General features: G+C 32.5%; 18 protein-coding genes. 1 reads left to right on the top strand and 17 read right to left on the bottom strand.

Annotated elements, in window-relative coordinates; all coding sequences use genetic code 11:
* Positions 1–183 precede the first annotated feature (183 nt).
* The 16 genes from MRU_RS05555 to MRU_RS05485 form a co-directional block, all read right to left on the bottom strand.
* Positions 184–2982, bottom strand: a complete 2799-nt coding sequence (locus MRU_RS05555; RefSeq protein ID WP_012955907.1) for an AAA family ATPase — start codon at positions 2980–2982, stop codon at positions 184–186.
* Positions 2983–2994: 12 nt separating this feature from the next.
* Positions 2995–4386, bottom strand: a complete 1392-nt coding sequence (locus MRU_RS05550) for a metallophosphoesterase family protein (RefSeq protein WP_012955906.1) — start codon at positions 4384–4386, stop codon at positions 2995–2997.
* Positions 4387–4524: 138 nt separating this feature from the next.
* Positions 4525–6033, bottom strand: a complete 1509-nt coding sequence (locus MRU_RS05545; protein WP_012955905.1) for a helicase HerA-like domain-containing protein — start codon at positions 6031–6033, stop codon at positions 4525–4527.
* 93 nt (positions 6034–6126) lie between these two features.
* On the bottom strand, positions 6127–7212 hold the full coding sequence (locus MRU_RS05540; protein WP_012955904.1) for a DNA double-strand break repair nuclease NurA: 1086 nt from the start codon (positions 7210–7212) through the stop codon (positions 6127–6129).
* A gap of 327 nt (positions 7213–7539) precedes the next feature.
* On the bottom strand, positions 7540–8289 hold the full coding sequence (locus MRU_RS05535) for a geranylgeranylglyceryl/heptaprenylglyceryl phosphate synthase (RefSeq protein ID WP_012955903.1): 750 nt from the start codon (positions 8287–8289) through the stop codon (positions 7540–7542).
* A 440-nt stretch (positions 8290–8729) separates the two neighbouring features.
* Positions 8730–8876: a 50S ribosomal protein L40e gene (locus MRU_RS05530; RefSeq protein WP_048812436.1), complete on the bottom strand. Its 147-nt coding sequence runs from the start codon at positions 8874–8876 to the stop codon at positions 8730–8732.
* Between the two features lie 264 nt (positions 8877–9140).
* Positions 9141–9659 (bottom strand): DUF367 family protein, encoded by a 519-nt coding sequence (locus tag MRU_RS05525; RefSeq protein ID WP_012955900.1) that lies wholly within the window; start codon positions 9657–9659, stop codon positions 9141–9143.
* Positions 9660–9839: 180 nt separating this feature from the next.
* Entirely contained in the window at positions 9840–10511 is a 672-nt protein-coding gene (locus MRU_RS05520; protein ID WP_012955899.1) for a hypothetical protein, read from the bottom strand.
* A 230-nt stretch (positions 10512–10741) separates the two neighbouring features.
* Positions 10742–11131, bottom strand: a complete 390-nt coding sequence (locus MRU_RS05515) for a hypothetical protein (protein WP_012955898.1) — start codon at positions 11129–11131, stop codon at positions 10742–10744.
* A 378-nt stretch (positions 11132–11509) separates the two neighbouring features.
* Entirely contained in the window at positions 11510–12223 is a 714-nt protein-coding gene (locus MRU_RS05510) for a DUF116 domain-containing protein (RefSeq protein WP_012955897.1), read from the bottom strand.
* Positions 12224–12279: 56 nt separating this feature from the next.
* A complete protein-coding gene (locus tag MRU_RS05505) occupies positions 12280–12744 on the bottom strand; it encodes a hypothetical protein (RefSeq protein WP_048812435.1) in 465 nt (154 codons plus the stop codon).
* 119 nt (positions 12745–12863) lie between these two features.
* The gene (locus tag MRU_RS11715) at positions 12864–13019 is read right to left on the bottom strand and encodes a hypothetical protein (RefSeq protein ID WP_012955895.1); all 156 of its coding nucleotides are present in this window, start codon (positions 13017–13019) and stop codon (positions 12864–12866) included.
* Positions 13020–13151: 132 nt separating this feature from the next.
* A complete protein-coding gene (locus MRU_RS12065) occupies positions 13152–13556 on the bottom strand; it encodes a hypothetical protein (protein ID WP_012955894.1) in 405 nt (134 codons plus the stop codon).
* Positions 13557–13700: 144 nt separating this feature from the next.
* A complete protein-coding gene (gene hmgA / locus MRU_RS05495) occupies positions 13701–14903 on the bottom strand; it encodes a hydroxymethylglutaryl-CoA reductase (NADPH) (protein WP_012955893.1) in 1203 nt (400 codons plus the stop codon).
* Between the two features lie 131 nt (positions 14904–15034).
* Positions 15035–15904 (bottom strand): succinate--CoA ligase subunit alpha, encoded by an 870-nt coding sequence (gene sucD / locus MRU_RS05490; RefSeq protein WP_012955892.1) that lies wholly within the window; start codon positions 15902–15904, stop codon positions 15035–15037.
* 560 nt (positions 15905–16464) lie between these two features.
* Positions 16465–17190, bottom strand: coding sequence for a hypothetical protein (locus MRU_RS05485; RefSeq protein WP_012955891.1), 726 nt, complete (start codon positions 17188–17190; stop codon positions 16465–16467).
* 240 nt (positions 17191–17430) lie between these two features.
* On the opposite strand from MRU_RS05485, the gene aroD reads away from it, so the two are divergent.
* Complete coding sequence (gene aroD, locus MRU_RS05480) at positions 17431–18123, top strand: type I 3-dehydroquinate dehydratase (protein ID WP_012955890.1); 693 nt, start codon at positions 17431–17433, stop codon at positions 18121–18123.
* Between the two features lie 205 nt (positions 18124–18328).
* On the opposite strand, the gene MRU_RS05475 is transcribed toward aroD, so the two are convergent.
* Positions 18329–20245 (bottom strand): hypothetical protein, encoded by a 1917-nt coding sequence (locus tag MRU_RS05475; RefSeq protein ID WP_012955889.1) that lies wholly within the window; start codon positions 20243–20245, stop codon positions 18329–18331.
* Between the last annotated feature and the right edge of the window lie 610 nt (positions 20246–20855).

The raw sequence follows: 20855 nt of genomic DNA, 5'->3' as shown, positions 1-20855 counted from the left end.
TTAAGAAAAATAATAATGAACCAATTAATAGACCAATTAATTAAAAAAAAAAAGAATAATAAGTATTAATTATTAAAATAATAACTAAATACTTATTTTTAACTATTTTTATATTCACAGATTTTTACTATTTTTTTGCTGCTTTAACTATTTTCACAGTTTTTTACTATTTTATTTACTGCTTTAACTATTTTCAATTTTAGAAATTCCCTCTTCTTTTTCAACTGAAATCAGAGTATCGGCAGCAGTCTCAAGCTCTGTATCGTGAGTGACTATAATCATTTGAGGAATTATAGACATGCTCCTCAATACATTGATCAGCTCCTGTCTGCGGAAGCTATCCAAATGAATTGTAGGCTCATCCAAAAGAATTGTTTCAATATTACCCTTAGACATGGCTTGAGTAATTCCCAATCTTAAAGCAAGAGCTATAGCAATCTTTTCACCACCACTGACCATATCTATATTCGCCTCACCCTCAGGGCCAAAAATAGAAATGTTATAGTCATCATCCAAGATTAAATCTGAATACTTGAAGCTGAACTTATCAAAGAAATCCTTGGTATTCTTCTGAATCAACGGTCTGGATTGTGATTTAAGATCCCTTTGAATTCCGTCCTTGCTGTATAGTTTTCTAAAGTCCTCAAGGAGATTATAATATTCGGTAACTGCAATATACTCTTCCTTATATTCTCTGTTCTGTTGAATGATCTCTTCAATATTCTTGATTACAGTTTCAAAATTGGCAAGATTAGTCTCCTTAACAGCAATGTCCTGAGAATAATAAGTGAATTTATTGTTTAACCTTTCAAGCAAGATATTTACATGATTATAATATTCCTCATCATAGCTGGAAGATTCTATCTGCTTTTTAATCTCCTCAATCTCTTGAGTTTTTGATTCGATTTCTTTCTTTTTATTCTCATATTTATCTTCATACTCTTTCTTATCTTTAACTGAACCTAATAAGATATTATATCTCTTATCCTTTTCGGATAGTTTTTCAATTGACTCATCAAGCTCTTCCAAGGTAATATTTAAAGAAAGCTCTGAATCTGAACTGATATATGTTTTAAGCTTTTCATCCTCAGTCTTGATCTTGCCATATATTGCATATAAGTCATCCTTGACTTTAGTTTCATCAGGGAAAGACTTAAGAAGAGTGCTTGCTTCCAGATATTTCTTATTATGGGCTTCAAGTTCAATGAATTCTCCATTTTTGGATTCTATCATTTTATCTAAACTTTCAAGCTCCTCCTTTTTCCCTTGAAGCTCTTTGATTTTAGCATCCAATGTTTCAAGAGTCTTATTGGACTTGTCAAGGTCATCTACAATATGCTTATTAGCATAAATATCGTTTTTAATTGAATCAAGGCTCTTTAATTTAGACTCATTCAAGGATTTATCCTCATTTAATTTAAGGAGAAACCCATTAATTTCATTTATCCTCTTTGTATTGCCAGATATTGTGGCCTCATACCCATTGATAAGTTCATTCTTCTTATCTTCACTAATTTCAGATTGGCAGACAGGGCATTTGTTTTCAACCTTTTTAATATCAGCCAATGGCTCATCCAATGATTTTATTTCCTGCTTTAGACTGATTGATTCCTTCTTTAAATTATCTATTTCAGTGCTTGTATTGTCAATTGAAGTTCTAAGATTAGTTCTAAGGTCTTCTACAATACTTTCCAATTTATTGAAGTCATCATTGGTTTTTATAGGGCTGATTTCCTCTTCAAGATCAAATTGTGAGAGAACAGATTTAGAACTGTTAAAGAATGTCTCTAATTTTTGATTGTTTAGACTGACCTCTTGAGTCAGGGTGTCTTTGCGAGATTCCAATTCATTCAGATTTTTAATCTCAGAGGACATCTCTATTTTCTTATTGTTTAAGACCTTTATTTCACCTTCTAAAGCAATGTATTTCTCATGATTTTCTTGCTCATCTTTAATGACAGTCTTATATTCTTCAATCTGACTTAAGGTCTTTTTATGATTCTCTTCATCTTCTTTTAACTTATTTAAAGCTAAAAAGGACTCTTTGAATTCTTTATAAATAGGAAGTTTCTCGCAGAATGGCTTAAGAATGCCCATCTCTGTTTCATTTCTTGTGATCTCATTTAGTTTAGTGAAGAGCTCTTCCTTGCCTTTGTTTAGAGCACTCAGATTTTCCTCTTCATGAGCATGCTTTAATTTAAGAGATTCAAAATCAGATTTTTCCTTGTCCAATTTTTCCTTTTCCTCTTTTATATTTTCAAGTTCGACCTTGAGGCCTTCAAATTCCTCTTTTGATTTTTTTATCTGGTCATCTAAGTTAAAATGGTCTTCCTTAGCCTTCTTCAACTCAAAATTAAGTTCGGATTCCGGACGAATATTGCTTTCCAATACTGCCTTTCTTGTTTTATACTCTTCAATAATGCTTGGAATGTTATTGTATGCAGTTTCCAATTCCTCAATTCTCAAGAGCTTGGTAATCAATTTCTTACGGTTTGCTGGAGTGTCATCTATCAAGGCAGATATCTCTCCCTGACGGATATAGATTGCATTTAGAAATGTTGAGGAGTTCATGTTTAAGAGCTCTTCTATTTGCCTGTCCACTTCCTTGTTTCCAGATGCAATGATATCCTCTCGTCCATTGCTTATTTTAAACAGATTTGATATTGACTTGAAATTAGGCTTTGATTTGGTCTTTGATGGAGATAATATGCCTCCCCTTTCCACCATATATTCATTTCCCTCACAAAGGAAGGTTAGCTTAACTGACATTTCTATCTTTTCATCCAAATTCTTGTTAGTTCTAACCAAATCGGTGATGTTGTTGGTTGTGTAATTCTTAAACAATGCAAAGGATATGGCTTCAAATATTGATGACTTTCCTGCACCGTTTTCACCAACGATTAGACTTATGCCAAGATCCAAATCCAATTCAGTGTCTGCATGTGATTTGAAGTTCTTTAATTGAAGATGTTTAAATATCATGTTATGCCCCCTTTAAAAGTTATCAAGACTTACTTCTTTGGTCTTGACTTGATTTTCCTTTGATTTTTCCTTATCGGATACTTCTTCTTTAGAATCTAAGTTCTTATTTAAATAGTCATCTAAACTGGATGAATTGTCTGAAACTGAATCATAAGCAGAAGACTCTAAGTGAGAAGTACCATCATCATTATGTTCATTAACATTTAATTCAGAACCGCCATACTCTGATTCGGAACTGACTTCATTTTCATCCTTATGATAATAATATTCATCATAAAATTCATCAGAGATATATTTGGCTTCCCCCATCCTTTTTTCAGATAAAGTATCCAATAAATCAACAGACAATTTAGTGACTTCCTCTCGGGCAAATTTCTTATCAACTGTCTGCTTTAATAATGTCTTAGGATCCAATGTTTTATCCCCATCAAGTTGATTTTCTCCTATTAAAACATTATCTGGCTTGAATGTAGGTCTGAAACTTAAAACATCATTACCAATTTTTTCATTAATCTTTTCATAGACATCAGCGCTTTCAAAATCACCGCCACGAACTGTTATATCAACTATTGGTTTAACTTCCAATGTTTTAAGTTCTTCCTCAATTACAGAAAGCCTTTCATCCAATTTGTCATACTCAATAATTTCATTGTAAAATTTCCTTGCGAGATCGATGGTGACCCTTTCAACAGTTGGAATGTCCTCACTTAAATCAACTATACAGAAACCCTTTCCAAATTCCTTAAAATTATCATTCAATTCGCTTGTACGGTTTATTTCCATAGAGCCCGGATAAACCAATTTGCCTTTTCCATAGTCCTCTACATAGAAATTATGAAGGTGACCCATTGCATAGTAGTCAAAATTCTTTGGCAAATCATCCAAATCAATTTCATAGCTATCCTCAGGCATCCATTTGCTAATTCCTTGGTGTGAAACCAAGATGGATTTAACTGCGGTGTCTGCAACTTTTGATAATATATTATAATTCTCAACCAATGCATTCTTCTGTGAACTGGTTGCAAATGGAACTCCACAGATTAAAACAGCACCTAACTGATGAACAGGATGTTCCGGACTGATTATATTAAGTCCAATGTCCTTGAATAGGACTTGTGGAGGCAAAGATCCTTTTCTTAATATGGAATCATGATTTCCAGCAATTGCATAAACAGGTATCTTTGCTTCGTTTAATCTTAACAATGCTTGTTGAAAAGTGAGCAATGCCTCTGTAGATGGACGGTTACTGTCAAATAAGTCTCCGCTATGAATTACAAAATCCACATCCTCTTCTATTATCTTATCTATGGTCCTATTGAAGACTTCATAAAAGTCCTTTTCACGTTCCAATAGGCCGAATTGTCTACAGCCTAAATGACTGTCTGATATATGTGCAAAACGCATTAAATTCCCCCATAATATTTTTTTTTAAAAATTTTTTACTAATAATAATTATTGCTTATTTATAAATCTTTGTAAAAATCTCTAAATAGGTATAACTGTTATAAACTTTATAAAAGGAGTTTTTTTACAAAGATTTCACTAATATCCTCCGCTTAAGTCATTGAATCTGGTTAATTCTATTTGCAAAGTTTCCTTTTTCTCTTTCTTTTGAGAAGCCCATTGCTCAATGATATCCAAGTCTCCTCCTCTTTGTCTTCCTTTAAACTCATTTATCTTAACAAGGGTTGGAACCTTTGTCATAAGACCTAAAACCAAAGCTTCCCCAATGTTTAAGGAAGGCAGCTGCTGAACAAGGTCCTCACTGAGGTTTTCACTAGCTGTCTGAACATGCCTTTGATCCTTTGGCTCAACCAATCTGAGGATTATCATATTATTTGCTTGTGATAATGTCTCTGCATCAACAGATTTAGGAGATTGGCTTACCAAACAAAGTCCAAGACCGAATTTACGCCCTTCTCTAGCTATTCTGGTAATCCAATATTTGGAATTTGGATTCCTGTTTTGAGGAGCCAAAATATGGGCCTCTTCAACTATGAAGAATATTGGATAGGATAAGGCAGACTTATCCTTATTTTTTACATAAGCCTTTCTGCTTCTAAGGGACCTTCTTAAGACATGTGCAACCAATACTTCAGCAGTATTCTCATCTACTTGTCCTAAATCCAAGACATTTGCCATTCCAGGCTTCAATTGCTTTAGGATATCTCCCACATTGGTGTTTAATAATTTATCATACTTTACCTTCAAGTCTTCAATTTTATTCATTACATCCAATATCTTTTTCTTATCGGCAGATTCATACTGCTCGCTTTCATGCATGCTCACAAGGACATCCTCTAGAATTTCAATGAAATCTGTTGGTTTGGCAACACCTTCCTGAACTTTCTTTCTAGCTTCATTAAAGGCCCTTCTGAAGTATCTCTCCTGAAGGGGAGCATTTGAAGGAATGTTTGCCAATTTCTTTATTTCGTTGAATTCCATATGCTGAGGATTGATGATTGGATCTATTACATTAACCTCGCCATTTGTAAACTCTGCATCCACATACTCTGAATGCATGTCAAAGATAAGCATGCAGCCATTATACTCAAGAAGGCCGTCAATGATTACAGAAACTGTATTGGACTTACCTGCTCCGGTCATTGCAAGAATTGCCAAGTGTCGGGAAACCATACTATTTATGTTAACTCCAATTTCAACTTCTTCATTACTTATCAGGTGACCTAGCTTAAGTGAATTGTCCATTTGAAAAATGTCCTTTAGAATCTCTGATGAAGCCCTATAGATAGGAGTTCCAGGAGGTGCTGGAGTCCGTGGAAGCCTAAGATTGTCATTTATATCTCCAAGGATTGTCACCTTTCCCTTTATGTAAAAGTCATCTCCCTCTATCTCACGTATCTTTTCTATGGTGTCAGGGTCGTATATGTCATCATTCAATGAAACGCTGCCTCTAACCATTGATTCGATCATTCCCAAAATGACCTTTCCATCATACTCTATGCTGACATACTCGCCGACTTGGGGCATCTCTTTAGAAATAAAGCTCAGTTCAATTAGGGATGTTTCCCCTATGCATCTTCCAATCATTTTTAAACCTCTAACTCAATTTTTAATAATTTATAATAATTATGATAAGTAACAAAATAACTCATTTAATTGTTTTAAACTTAAATTTAACATCTAATCCAACATTTCCCTTCCAGACTTGTCTAAAAATCCTATTACATTAGACAGACTTGTCATATTCTGATTTGAAATTACAACATCCTTATGTGCCTTCTTTAGAAGATATGGATAGCCTTCTGTGGAATTATCCTTTAATATTGAGAGGATATTCTTTATTTCCTCATCATCATCAATATAATAAGGAAACTCTATCTTTATGATGTTCTTATAGTCCTTTAGACGTGCAAAGACTGTTGTAAAGCCAAGATTGCGGAAAAACTCATTCTCTATTGGAAAGTCATGCTTGACTTTATATGAAACCTTCCTATAATAGGCTTTAGAAAAGCCTTCCTTTCTTGTGAATCGGTCTAGAATTGCCATATCTGGAATGTTAGCATAGAAAAGCTCATTGCTTGATGAGGTCTTTGATATTGCAATAATCTTCTTTCTGTTTTCCAAAAGATATTTCAATGCTATCAAGTTCTCTAAGTTCTCTAAAAGCCTAATTAAGTCATGCTCATCAATCTCCTCATCATCAAAGAATTCCTTAAACTCTTCCTTATAATTCAATGATGATATGTCAGAGTCCATATTTTCATAGCCTTTTTTAATCTTTAGATAGGCAGAATCAATAATTTCCTGTTTCTTTTCAAAGGAGATGGTCTCAAGAGGAATTGGCCTAATAAGATCTCCCAATATTGAGCCGTCATCTAAATAATAATCGATTTCATATTCCCTAAAGGTCTTGATTGCTGTCTTGATTTCAAATATGCTCATCATGTTTCTCAATCGGTCTTCCAAGAAGGATTGGTGTGGCATTATGTCCAATTCAACAGACTCTATAGAGGATAGCTTATTCTCCTCCTTAGTGGGATTATAAATCAATGATTCCGCTGCAACTGCATAGAAATTGAAGTTCAGGTATTTCTTCTTGTTATAGCTTCCGTCACCTGCAGCTATTATATGATTTGATTTAGAGGGGATGATAGGCGTATCATTCCATTTTGACTCCAAATCTATCTTGCTTTCATTAAGCTCTTCAAGAGGCTCTTTCAGTTGGCCTTTCTTATTGATGGCTTCAGTATATAATGAATTTAACATGATAAAACCTTAAATTGATTTATAAATTGTTTTAGATAATTGATTTATATGAATTATTTTTATTCAAATTACTATTAATAAGTTAATATAATATTTAAACTTACTCATTTATAAAGTCAAAGAGAGCATTTGAAAACTAATATTAAAATAAAAAATTATTGGATGGAAAAGAAAATAATGCTTAAAAGAATTATAATAAGTGGAATAGAATAAAAAGAGCAATAATAAAAGAAATAGAATAAAAAGAAGAGTAAAAATTAGTTTAAATATATAAACTAAAAAAAAGTTAAAAAAAAGAAAAAATTAAAGGATAAAATAAAAACAGAACTATTCAGAAGCTTTGCGAACTCCTGCGACTATTTCTTGGATTTTACCTTTAACATCTGAAGTTTCTTCTACAACAGTTCCTGTAACAACAATGTCTGCACCGGCCTTAGCTGCTGTATAAGCTGCTATGCCGTCACGGATTCCCCCTCCCACAACAAGAACTATGTCGCTGGTTGCCCTTTTTGTATATGCAACCATTTCAGGAGGAATAGGCTGATCTGCACCAGATCCTGCTTCAATATAGAAAAACCTCATTCCTAAGTTTTCAGCTGCCATAGCATAGATAGCTGGAATCTTTGGCTTGTTTCTTGGAATAAGCTTTGCATCTCCAACCCAGCCCACAGTTCCGCCAGGCTCTGCAACAACATATCCCATTGGAATCTTTTCTATTCCTGTCTTATTCACTGCAGGTGCAGCTAATGCTTGAGCTCCAATAATCCAGTAAGGATTGTTTGAATTGAGATAGCTCATGAAGAATATTGCATCTGCATACTTGCTTGCTCCATTGATGTTTCCAGGGAAGAGTATAATCGGATTGTCTATATTTTCAGATAAGGCTTTACAGGTTCCGTCAAGAGCAGCAGTGTCTACAGTGGAGCCCCCTACCATAATGCCGTCACTGCCTCCTGCAATAGCCTCTTTAGCTATATTGACAGCTTCATCTGGGCTTTGTTCATCAGGATCTATTAAAGTTAAATGAATTTTGCGAGTCTTTAAAATTTCTTTAAGATGTTGCTCAACATTTTCCATAAAATCACACTAAAAAAATTATTAGGAATTAATTAAATTGATACTTAATTTAATTATATATATTAATATTTTTCTTCTTATTAGTATTTAAACTATTTTAAAATATTTAAAAAAACCTTTAACAGGGTGATTTTTTTTAAAAGGAATAATGGGATATTGAAAAAAATAAGATAGTGATTATAAATAGAAAAAGAGTTAGTGGATAAATCAATAGAAAAAGAGAGATTAGCAATTATAAGAATAGCATATAAAAAAACGTAGTTAAACAATAAAAATAGCATATAAAAGAACAAGTAGTTAAATCAATAGAAATAGTATATAAAAAGAGTATTTAGTAATTAAAACAATAAAAATAGTAAAAATCTAAAGAGAATTAATAAATTCCCTTTTGTTTAAAAAAAGAATTAATATCAAAAGATATTAATTGGGATAGAATAAATCTATCCTCTAGGTTCTTTAGCTTTGAATCTTAAACCTTTGTAACCACATTTTCTACAGGTGGTAGCTCCAGCAGGATTACGTGCGTTACATTTTAAACAGATTTTTACATTGAACATTCTGTTTTCTGCTTCTTCAAATCTTGCCATTTCAACATCCTCCATCGCTAATTTTATTAAATAAAATAATTGGTTAAAATACTTTATAAAAATTCAAAAGAATTGATAATAAAAGTCTTAAGAATAAATTATGAAAAAACAATTTAATGTTATCATAACTATTAATAAAATATATAAATTTAATAGTATATAAATGTTGGCTTTTTTAGACCCTAAAATTAGAATAAGAGAGGAAATAATAAATCTTTTTAATGAAAAAGGGATTAAAATGAGCTATTTCCATATGATTCATAATCATTTCTCATGAGCAGCCAAGAACTCATTCTGTATCTCCACAACTTCAGCACTTGTTTTTACAGAGCTATAAGCCTCAAGCAAGTCATAATTTAGTTCAATAAATGAATGGCCCCATTTAAATCCATCCATAATATGATTAGCCTCTTCCTTGAATCCAGTTATATAGAATGTGGCAGCTATCGCCTCATTTGTTGACAATATGCATGGCTTGCCGAAATTAACCGGATTTGCAGCAATAAGGAAAGGAAGGGATCTGTGATACTTTGACAAGGAGAAGAAACTAGCAGACTTTGACACCTTATTCCAGGAGCAGTCAAGTCCTACAACTCCCTTATCCTCTACAAGCCCCCTATCTTCAAAGGATACTGCTTTTTCGCTAAATGGATTCAATACAACTGCACCACGAGGAATCTGATGAATCTTATAGACTATTCTGCACTTTCCTTGCTTTTCCATCTTAAAGGCTGTGCATTTCTTCTTATCGCATTCGTTTGCATGAAAAACAGTGACTTTCATAGTATCAACATCTAATACAATATTAAAATTAGCTTTTTAAAAAAATCAATGATTAATTCTCTTTTTAAGAATCAAAAAATTAAAAAATATAATTAATAAAAATCATTAAAAATGATAATTATTAATTAAATCAAATAAAATCTATCCTTCAGCAGTTTTATTAGTTAAAAAAGATAAAATCTATCCTTCAGCAGTTTCAGGAATATTTCCTGTTTTGACCTGTTCTATATAATCCTGCAATTGTTTAAAATCATCTTTAGTCATATTCAAGAGATCATATATTTGCGGAGCCTTCTTAGCATCCTTAAGAGTAATGCTCTCTAATAAAGGCTGAATGTCATCCTTAAAGAATCCGCAGTAGAGACTGCCATCACAGTCAATTGATTCATTGTCATATGCAATGATATTAATCATATAGGTCACATTATCCACATCTGCCTCACAGATGTAGACATTTATTACACTGGATTCATTAGCTGTCTTGTTTTCATCTGTTGTAGGAACTGCTTGAGAATAATAGACCTTCCAATCTTCACCATTGAAATTCCTCACTTCAGGAGCTGCCATACCCTGCAATTCATATAGGTCAGTTAAGAATGAGCCTCCCTTAATGCAAGACATATTATAAGTGATATTTCTTTCCTTATCCTCATAGGAGTCCACCCAGTCGGATAGGGAGTCATTGGTGCTTATATTGTTTCTGCTTACATCCCCTGTAAAGGTACCTGACATGAATTTATTGTCAAAGTCAGTAGTAGGTCCGCCAAATAAGTTAAAAGCTGATGCAGAGCCTACAATTGCAAATGAAAGCAATATTATTCCAAGAACAATTGCTATCTTTTTAGAATTCATGCTTTTCCTCCATAGATTTTTAGAAAAATATATTTTTTAAGTTAAAACTTAATAAGTATAGTTTTAATCTCATTATTATTAATCATTTTGGTAATGTTCTTTAAGATTAAAAAATGTATATTTTTGCTTAAAAATTAAAATAAAAGAAAAGAAAAAAAGTTTAAAAAAAAGTATAAAAAGGTTAAAAATAAAAAAAGATAATATTAAGGTTCAGATTATAAATTGAAGGATTATTTAGCTATAGTATAGTTAGGCCTAAATTTAGAACTTCTTTTTACATGTTTAAGCTCTACCTTGCTTAAACATTTATATTCTTCCAATAGCAATATCTTATAATCATAATCAACTGGCAAGGACTTGTCCTTTCCATCGATGAGACCTCTGAAATTTGCACCTACCCAACCGGTATCGCCAATATTGTAATTTAACCTTTCAATAGGATTATAATCTTCAAAGAACATTTCAAGTTCAATTGTTCTTTCTATAGGTGCCTTATAGTGAATTGCAATTACCTTGTCTGTATTTGATCTGACCTTAATGTATTTTTGATCCAATTGAATGGAGTCTCCTTCTCTTATCTTTTTAATTGTAAAGAAAGGAGAAATTTCGTTTTCTTCCATATAATTCACCTCATTGGTTTAATTGAATTAAATAAATCATTTAGTAATTAATCAAGTAAACTTTTCAATTGTTATATTTTTCTTATAAATATATAATCATTCATATTATATAAAACTATTCATATTTTACTGAACAAATGATTGATTGAAAAAAGAAAAAAAGGATTAGAAAATTCGAAGATGTAAGAAAGAAAAAAAGAATAGTTATAATTTATAGAAAATAGTTAAAATAAATAGAATTTATAGAAAAGAGAAAAATAGTTAAAATAAATAGAAAAATATAGAAGAACAATAAAATAATAAAATAATAAAATAATAAAATAAAAAAATAAAAAATAATAAAATAATAAAATAATAAAATAATAAAAATAGACCTATTTAACTAGGTTTTATCCTACCTATGTCTTCAGAGTCGTCCTTTTCATCATCAATGGATTTATTTTTTTCCTTATACTCATAATACCCAATTGTGCTTAAGACCTTAGAGACATCCACTCTTGTCTCAAAACAGCCAGAAGTGGATAAAAGAACTCCCTGAGGATAGAAGTCTGAAAGTGCCATCATGGTCTGGTTCAAATCTACATGGCAGGCAACCCCTACAACTGACTTGAACTTGTTTTGCTCTATTATCTTCTTTACAAAGCTGGATCCAGGTACAATAAACACCTTATATCCCATAGGCTCTGCCTTTGACTTGATAGTTCCTATTGCACACTTTCCACAGAATGTGCATTTGATTCCGCTTTCCTTAAGGCTTGCCTCACAGTCTCTAGACCTAAGACAATGTGGAAGAACGATTATCTTCTCTTCAGGAGGAATCTGGTCAAACTTTGGCTTATTTACCTTATTCCTCACCTCTATTCCAATATGGTCAACCAAAGCGTCATCCAATCTTAAGAAATTAGCCAAACTCTTCAAAGGGGAATAGAATACATTCACAACAAAGATAATGAGTGAAGGAAATACCAATTTGTTTCTTCTAAGGAGTATGATTCCAAGTATTAAGGCTATAATTAGTATGATGATTATAAGAACCACTAAAACAACTATAGATTCACCTATCAACTGGAATGCCTGTTCATGCAATAACATAGTTTCAATCTTCTAAATTCATAAAAATAAATAGTGCTAAATTATTTAAATTTTAATCAAAAAGGCTCAATCTTATAATCAGGAACATTTCCCTCTATTATAACACCATCGGCGGATTTCACAATATTCAATCCAGATAAACTGTCACAGGAGCATAATATATCCTGCTCTGGATGGGTTCCAGGAATTATTCCACAATCCAACCTAACGTTTTCACCAACTGATAAGACCATCTTAAGTCGCTTTGAAGCGGGATGGTTCTTTGGAAGAACGATTATCGGAGATTCGATATCGCGGGTAAGATAAATGAGAGACCTTATCCCCTTTTCATACTTCTTGCCAAGATTGAATGAGGAAACTGCAATAAGATCATCCTTTTCAAGATACTGAACAATCTCATCATTGTCTGGAGTTCCTATAAAAAGCATCTTATCCTCTCCAGCCTTAGCTATTCCTACCATGCCGCTTTCACCAAGAAGGAACAATATCTCATCATCCTTGAACTTAATCTCATTATCCATAATATCACTAAAAACAGTAAAAATTAATTATTATTTCAAAATAAATAAAATAAATGATTTTTTTAAAAAAAAGTTAATAAAGAGCAAATATATTGCTCTTTTAAATTAAATCGAGAAATCTATTCTCTTAATTCAACATTGTCGCTTTGGCATGAAGGACAGATTACCTTTCTGCCTAATCCTTTAAATTCATTTCCACAATCAAGACATTTGTATTTTTTTGTTTTCAATTTTTTCATTGAAAGGTCAGCCATTGGGCCTCCTGAACTACACATTGTATCACCTATTTCCATAGTTATTTTTAACTATAGTTAATGTTAATTATTAATATGTTTTCCTATTATTTAAATAATTATATATGTTTTTTAAAAAGAATGGAAAATTAAGGGATAATTGTTTAATTTCTACTAATCATCATAAAACTTCATCAATTCATCTGATTCTTCAGTTGATTCAAATTCATCAATGAAATCCTTTAAATCCTTAAAAAACTCTTTCTTTCTTAAATTGAAGTCTTTAATCTTTGAATAATCCTTTTTAATGCTTAAATTCATTAGCATGTTCTCTGTTTCAAGAGTGATTTCCGGACAATCGCTTCCAAAAAGACTATCCAATTTATCTAAATCATCATTTATTGAACCATATCTGTCAATAGAATCATCTGAAAGATTATTTTCTCCAATATTGCCTATGAGATTATCAAAATCATCAAAGGACAAATCTTCATCATCAAAAATAGGCTTGCTATTTTCCAAATCTTGAGCAAAGTCTTTAAATTCCTTTTTAAAATCAATATACTCCTTATCAGACATAATATCAACTAATATAGAACAAAATAAATTTAAACGATTGAATAAGTTTTTAAAAAAAAAACCTAAAAGCCTAAAGGTAAAAAATAAAAAAATAAAAAAATAATTAATTAAATTAATTATTCAAGCAAATATAATAATTTACAACTATCTGCCTAGTTCTTGATGTGCTTTAGCCAAATGTCCAGCTGCTAAAGCTCCAACTAAAGATAATTCACCTGCAAGAACAGTTGAAATAACAATCTCTGCAAACTTATTGACCTTGCCTGAACCTAAACAATCAATAATGCTTAATCCTTCGCTTGCTGTTTCAAGCCTTGTTCCACCGCCAATTGTTGCAATAGGTAAGTCCGGCATGCTTACAGCAAAATACAAGTCTCCATCCCTGTCCTCTGCTGTTGTTATTCCAAGGGAACCTTCCACAACATGGGCCTCATCCTGACCAGTTGCCAAGAATATTGCACCAATCATATTAGCAAAGTGTGCATTGAAAGCCATGCTTCCTGCTGCAGCAGATCCAATCAGGTTCTTTGCAATGTTTACCTCTTCCATTGCCTTTGCAGTTGTCTTAAGCTTGGATTTTACTATTTCCTCTGGAATCAATATGTCTGCAACTACAGTCTTTCCCCTTCCTTCAACAAGGTTGATTGCAGCAGGCTTCTTATCCACACAAAGATTTCCGCTTAATGCAATCGCATGAACTCCCAAATCATCATATAACTTAGAGAGAACCTTTTCTGTAGCTATTGTAACCATATTCATTCCCATGCTGTCTCCTGTAGAGTATACGAATCTAGGATAGACATAGTTTCCAACGATTATGATAGGATCTATCTTCACCAGCTTTCCATGGCTTGTGGTGGACTCTGCAATGGATTTTAGCTCATCAAACTTAGTCTCAAACCATGATTTTACCTTAACGGCCTCTACAACAGAATCTGTCTTTATAACAGGAGCCCTAGTCATCTTATCTCCAATCACTCTTGCATTGACTCCTCCAGATGCTGTAATAGCAGAGCAGCCCCTATTGACTGAAGCAAGCAAAGCGCCTTCAGATGTGGCTAAAGGAACAAAGAATTCATCATCTGCATGTTCCCCATTGATTTTTAATGGGCCGACAACTCCAATAGGTACTTGAACGGTTCCTATAGGGTTTTCAATGTTTTTGGAAAATGCCTTTTCCATATCCAAAGTGTAATTGGCTATCTGATTAAGCTCACAATTGGAATGTCTTTCTATAAATTCCCTTCTAATATCCAAAGCCTCTGTAGCATTTTCTGTGAATTTATCAATCTGATAAAGCTTCATTTCACCAGCCATTAGTTTATTAATGATTTCTTCCTTGTCCATAATATCACTCTTAAAAGATATAAATAAGCATAAAAACAGATTTTTATAGTTTAAATAAGATTAAATTTACTCAATAAGGATTAATCGATTAATCAGATTACTAAATTAATAAAAAAAAGTAAATGGAGAAATTATTCTCCACGAATTTCCTTAATGTATTCTACGATTTCAGAAGGCTTGCGAGCAACCTTTACACCAGCAGATTCCAAAGCTTCCATTTTACTTTTAGCAGTTCCAGAATTACCTGCAATGATAGCTCCTGCGTGACCCATCCTCTTTCCAGGAGGTGCAGAGATACCTGCAATGTATGCAACGACAGGCTTTGTAATGTTTTCCTTAATGTATGCTGCAGCATCCTCTTCAGCAGATCCTCCGATCTCACCGATTAAGACTATTTCAGTGGTTTCAGGATCGTCTTCAAACATCTGCAAGACTTCAATGTAAGGGGTACCGATAACAGGGTCTCCGCCAATTCCTACACAAGTGCTCTGTCCGATTTCTGCACGGCTCAATTGACTTGCAATCTCATAGGTCAAGGTACCGCTTCTAGAGATGACACCAACAGTTCCTTCTGAGAAAATATGGGTTGGCATGATTCCAAGCTTGCCCACTTTAGGAGAGATTACTCCTGGAGTGTTAGGTCCTATGACAGTCACTCCCTTAGCCTTTGCATAAGCCATGATTTCCATGGTGTCATGGATAGGGAATGTGGCTCTGGTAATTATAATTACAAGATCCAAATGGTCAATTGATTCAAAGGCAGCATCCTTAGCAAATGGCGCTGGCACAAAGATAATTGAAGCATTCACATCAGTATTTTCCTTAGCTTCCTCAATGGAATCAAAAACAGGAACTCCTAGAATCTCTTGTCCGCCTTTACCTGGAGTTACTCCTGCTACGATTTTTGTATTGTATTTTAACATCTGTTCAGTGTGGAATGAACCTTGTTTTCCAGTAATTCCTTGAACTAAACATTTTACATTTTCATCTAAAATTATCATATGAATCACTAACAAGTTTTAAAATGTATTTTTTAAATAATTTTGATTTAATAATTAAAATAACTATTGATATTTTTAAAAGTTATTAATCAATTATATATTTAGTTTTTAAATATTAAATAGTTAATCATTATTTTTGAAAAAAAATTGTAAAACATAAGTCAATTTCTAAAATTTAATAGTTGTGAAAACATAACAACACAAAAATGAATTTCATAAAAACACAAAAGTGAAAAAACACAAAAACAAATAAACACAGAAAAAACATTACAATAAAACACAAAAGTGAAAAAACACAAAAACAAATAAACACAGAAAAAACATTACAATAAAACACAAAAGTGAAAAAACACAAAAACAAATAAACACAGAAAAAACATTACAATAAAACACAAAAGTGAAAAAACACAAAAATGAATATTCAAAAAAGCACAAAAGTGAAAAAACACAAAATATTGCACAGAAATTTAATAAAAATAAATAAAAAGTAGACTAAAAATAATAAAAATAAAAGTAAAAACTATGAAAAATATTGTAGCTAAAATCAATTAAATTAACACTTAGCCTAAAATTCTTGTTTTGTTCTCGAATGGTATAGATAGGTCAATCATATTTCCATTCATGAATGCAGTTACAGATACAAGCACACTTCCAGGAAGCACATTGCATGGGGTATGCCGCTTTACAAGATAGGTGTTCTTGCATCCAAGTGCTGCGCCAATCATGGCTCCAGCCACCACAGCTATCTGTTCTAGGTCTTTTACTGAAACAACCACAACAGGATCATCTGTATCATTTTCAGACACATAGCCAACACCTGGAATGTCTGTTCTTGAGCCTATTCTATCTGAAACGTCGATTACAGACTTCATGCCACTTGCAGCCTCAATTGCAGAGTTTGCAACATCCTTTACAAAGCCTTCTCCACCATAGGTGTCAAAGGCCATGATAATTGCATCCTGATAGCCGTCATCGTTCAAGCTTGCCTCGGCATATGAGAGTCCCTCTCCTGCCTTGCTAGGGTCATCTGAAACTCCAGCAAGGTCACCTAAGCTCTCTGCATTTGCCCTTAGTATGTCTGCAATTCCACGATTGACAGTTTCTAAAAGATCATCTTCACAAAAGGCAGAGATTACCACATCATCTCCTGTGACATTTGTCAATGCTGCCCTTTTAGCTCCTAAATCAATGAGTTTAGGAATGTCCTTCTCTATATTTTCAACCAATGACTTGGAAACGCTTACATCATTGTTTGAAATATCCGCACCAATAGCTACAACTTTCATAATAATCAATTATATTTTTATTTTTATAGCTTATTAAATTTATTAAATTTAATCATTCAATTTAGATTCGAATAATTAAAATTAAAGTAGGATATCTATTCAAAATCAAATATCCTATTACTATTCTAAAAGTATCCTAAATTATTCCAATTATTCTATAAGTATTTAACCATTAAGAACATATATTTAAATACAGACTTTTTATAAAAGATTTTATTATTGTTGATTGAGGTAAGGAAAGTGTATAGCGAAACCAAAATAGCAATTCCAATATTTCAAAAGAAAAAGGAAGATGTGATATCTGTTGCTCAAGACTGCATCATAAAAGGTGCAGATATTCTTGAACTACGAATAGACGGCATGGAAAATCCTAATCCAAAGCTAGTAAGGGAGATTATTGAAGAGATAAACTTTCCAATAATTGCAACAAACAGAACAACAAGGGAAGGAGGATTCTTCAAGGGCACCGATAAGGACAGGATAGCCATATTAAGAGAATGTGCAGATGTGGCAGACTTTGTTGACGTTGAACTTCAGACAAACCGAAAGCTTATTGAATCCATTACAGAAACTGGAGTAAAAACAATCATTTCCTATCATAACTTTAAGCAGACCCCTGATTTGGACTTTTTGATTGACATTGTAAATCAGGAAAAAGAGCTTGGAGACATTGCAAAGATAGCCGTTATGCCAAATAACTTAGAAGACACTCTTACTGTTCTAGCGATTCTATCTCACTTTGATGACACTGTAGCGATTTCAATGGGAGAATTAGGAAGTTATACAAGGGTTATTGCATCTAAATTCAATGCCCCTTTCACATTTGCTGTGGCTAATGACACTACAGCCCCTGGACAGATAGACATTGATACAATGAGGGTCTTGCTAAATAGTGACTTGATCAATACTGATGAATTTGAGAACAATGAATAAGCCTTAAAAAACAATAAAAATCTTTTAATCACTATTTTTAAATAAAAAATTATAATATTATTAAAAATTTAAAAAAAACATTTTTTATAGGATTCAAATAAAAGAAAAAACTCATTTTAGAAAAATAGAATTAATTAGCAATTATACGAACAAAAATTGATTTTAATAAAAAAAAAGAAAAAGAGAATGAAATTCTCTTAAAAAACTATTTTGTTACAGTTATCTTGGAAGTTACTGCACTTGCTGAGTAATAAGCGTTAGAAAGACTTACTACAGTCTTATAAGTTCCTGGCTTTTGAGTAACCTTCAAATAAGCAATACCCTTATTAGTGGTCTTTACAGTGTATGTCTTATATTTCTTGGCTGAAGTGTAAACCTTTACAGTTACCTTTATGCCTGAAATGATCTTATTGGTATTCTTATTAGTTACCTTGATCTTGAAGGTTTTGCCGGAATTGTATTTTTCCTTATATGCAGTTGGGGACAACTTAAGAGGTATCTTAGTGATTTTTATTTGACCTGTAGCTGCCTTTGCAGTGAATCCTGAATCTCCGCTAGATACAGAAACCTTGTAAGTACCTGGCTTTAGGGAACTGGTGTTGATATTGACCTTACCGTTTCCGTCAGTCATGCCAGTGTATTTGTAATAGCTTTTGCTTGTAACAAAGATCCTGATGTTCAATGTGGATCCATACATTGCATTGCCGTTTTTAGCATTCTTTAAGGTAATTGTATACAATTTGCCAGACTTATAGGTAGCGCTGATTTTAGGAGCGCTTATCTTACCAGTGGTTTTCTTTAAGGTTACATATCTGGTAATGCTGCTTGCAGTGTAGTTATTGTCCAAGGTGCTGATAATCATCTTGTGCTTGCCTAAGCTTAATGCTGCCTTGAAGCTGACTTGTCCTTTATTGTCAGTGTAAAATGCCAAATCGCTATATTTTTTGCTTGTTGTGTATACTCTGACCTTGAGGACTGCTCCTGCAACTGCCTTGCCTGTTTTCTTATCAGTCAATTTGATTATTGCAGTAGGTGCTGAGTTGTAAAGGATAGTTCTGTTGCTTGCAGAGAGTACACCTACCTTTTTAGTCAATGTAACATTGCGGCTTACAGTGCTAGCCTTTAGATTTGAATCATTATTGACGATTCTAACAGGATATGTGCCGGCCAAAAGGTTCAGGTTATATCCCACTTGACCTGAAAGGTTGGTTGTTGAATTATAGGTTGTATATCCTGAACTGTTTAACTTGATTTGGAACTTGAGGCTGGCTAATTTGATAACAGTACCTGTATTCTTATTTACAAGCTTAAATGTATATTTTTTACTTGTTCCAACTTCATCTTTGAAGTTGCTTGCCTTAATTTCTGCATTGACCTTATTTACAGTGATTGGGAGGGTATTGTTGACAACAATCTTTAAGCTGTCATTTCCGCTGAAGGTAAGGTCGTATTTGCCCACATCAAGAGCGGTGAAATTATATACCATACCAAGTGTGTCAAGGTTCTTATTTAAGTTCTTGTTTGCAATGACAAGCAAACCGTTGCTGTTGGTAGTGAATACCTTTGTAGTGGATATGGATGATCCGTTATTAAATGTAAAGAAATATACTCCGCTTACAGATATCTTTTGATTTGCCAAAGGCTCTCCGGTTGCATTGTCCACTACCTTGAATGTGAAGTTTCCATATTGATAATCAGCAGAAGTGCTTACAGGAATGATGGTTGCATTGGTTACAGGACCGTCATACTTGGTATTATTGGTTGCATTTGTTCCATTAGTGGCATTTGTACCATTGCTATCAGTAACATTTTCAGTGCCATTTACACTTGTAGCATTTCCAGTGTCATCTCCACCTGTAGCATCAGTGTCATTTCCACCTGTAGCGTCATCAGTGCCTGATGCACTTGTATTTTCATCACCACTTAGATCTTCTGAGCCAGTAGAGGCATCATCACAGAGATAGTGGCTTTCTTTTATATTTATATCTTCTATTTCAACAATATCCACTGAGCTGTCATCCGCTGCAATATCAGAGTCAGCTGCAGAAGCTGCGCTTATGCTCAACAATAGGAAAATGGATATTAATGAAACGAGTAAGATATGTGAATTCTTAAATTTCATGAATAAATTATCCTCCTTTAAGAATATAAATTAAAAAATTTACCATAATTGTTTAACAAAATCATAATCGCATATAGCAATTATATAAAAGGATTAATGCTCTTTATTTTTCTAGCAATTATCTTAAATGTATCAATTCTCTAAAATTATTATTAAAATTCATTTGTTATTTAAAATAATAATTAAAATCTTATTTTAATAAGATTGGAATAGTATTAACTTTTACTCAATATTTAATAAGTAAAAATAATTTACATTATAAATTAGATTATGTTTTTATAGTATATAATAATTTTTATTTCATTTTACAAAAAATAAATTTAAATTGAGATTATTTTAGAAAATCAAGTAATTTAAATAGAAAAAAATATGAAAATTTTAATCAAAAAATTAAATTTATATAAGACCAAAATATATTAATAATACTGAAAAATTTTAAAAGGATAATTTATATTGGAGAATAAATTTTAATAGGAGAATAAATTATAAAACTAAAAAAATTATAAATTCATATCTCTACATAGGAAGAATAAATTTTTAAATCAAGATTATAAGTAAAATAATTAAAATGAGCAATTAAAATAAAAAAAAAAAAATAGCAGGTGTTAAA

The sequence above is a fragment of the Methanobrevibacter ruminantium M1 genome, from assembly GCF_000024185.1.
GTDB classification, from domain to species: domain Archaea; phylum Methanobacteriota; class Methanobacteria; order Methanobacteriales; family Methanobacteriaceae; genus Methanobrevibacter; species Methanobrevibacter ruminantium.
The sequence above is the reverse complement of the archived record's forward strand: the minus strand, read 5'-3'. Positions and strand labels throughout refer to the sequence as shown.

Excerpts from the sequence above, each read along its gene's own strand:
- MRU_RS05530 (WP_048812436.1), bottom strand. The coding sequence starts at position 8,876 with ATGGCAAGATTTGAAGAAGCAGAAAACAGAATGTTCAATGTAAAAATC.
- MRU_RS05545 (WP_012955905.1), bottom strand. The coding sequence starts at position 6,033 with ATGATTGGAAGATGCATAGGGGAAACATCCCTAATTGAACTGAGCTTT.
- MRU_RS05485 (WP_012955891.1), bottom strand. The coding sequence starts at position 17,190 with ATGAAAGTTGTAGCTATTGGTGCGGATATTTCAAACAATGATGTAAGC.
- MRU_RS05510 (WP_012955897.1), bottom strand. The coding sequence starts at position 12,223 with ATGTTATTGCATGAACAGGCATTCCAGTTGATAGGTGAATCTATAGTT.
- MRU_RS05555 (WP_012955907.1), bottom strand. The coding sequence starts at position 2,982 with ATGATATTTAAACATCTTCAATTAAAGAACTTCAAATCACATGCAGAC.
- MRU_RS05535 (WP_012955903.1), bottom strand. The coding sequence starts at position 8,289 with ATGGAAAATGTTGAGCAACATCTTAAAGAAATTTTAAAGACTCGCAAA.
- MRU_RS05550 (WP_012955906.1), bottom strand. The coding sequence starts at position 4,386 with ATGCGTTTTGCACATATATCAGACAGTCATTTAGGCTGTAGACAATTC.
- MRU_RS05505 (WP_048812435.1), bottom strand. The coding sequence starts at position 12,744 with ATGGATAATGAGATTAAGTTCAAGGATGATGAGATATTGTTCCTTCTT.
- MRU_RS05475 (WP_012955889.1), bottom strand. The coding sequence starts at position 20,245 with ATGAAATTTAAGAATTCACATATCTTACTCGTTTCATTAATATCCATT.
- MRU_RS12065 (WP_012955894.1), bottom strand. The coding sequence starts at position 13,556 with ATGTCTGATAAGGAGTATATTGATTTTAAAAAGGAATTTAAAGACTTT.
- MRU_RS05525 (WP_012955900.1), bottom strand. The coding sequence starts at position 9,659 with ATGAAAGTCACTGTTTTTCATGCAAACGAATGCGATAAGAAGAAATGC.
- hmgA (WP_012955893.1), bottom strand. The coding sequence starts at position 14,903 with ATGGACAAGGAAGAAATCATTAATAAACTAATGGCTGGTGAAATGAAG.
- MRU_RS05540 (WP_012955904.1), bottom strand. The coding sequence starts at position 7,212 with ATGTTAAATTCATTATATACTGAAGCCATCAATAAGAAAGGCCAACTG.
- sucD (WP_012955892.1), bottom strand. The coding sequence starts at position 15,904 with ATGATAATTTTAGATGAAAATGTAAAATGTTTAGTTCAAGGAATTACT.
- MRU_RS05520 (WP_012955899.1), bottom strand. The coding sequence starts at position 10,511 with ATGAATTCTAAAAAGATAGCAATTGTTCTTGGAATAATATTGCTTTCA.
- MRU_RS11715 (WP_012955895.1), bottom strand. The coding sequence starts at position 13,019 with ATGTGTAGTTCAGGAGGCCCAATGGCTGACCTTTCAATGAAAAAATTG.
- MRU_RS05515 (WP_012955898.1), bottom strand. The coding sequence starts at position 11,131 with ATGGAAGAAAACGAAATTTCTCCTTTCTTTACAATTAAAAAGATAAGA.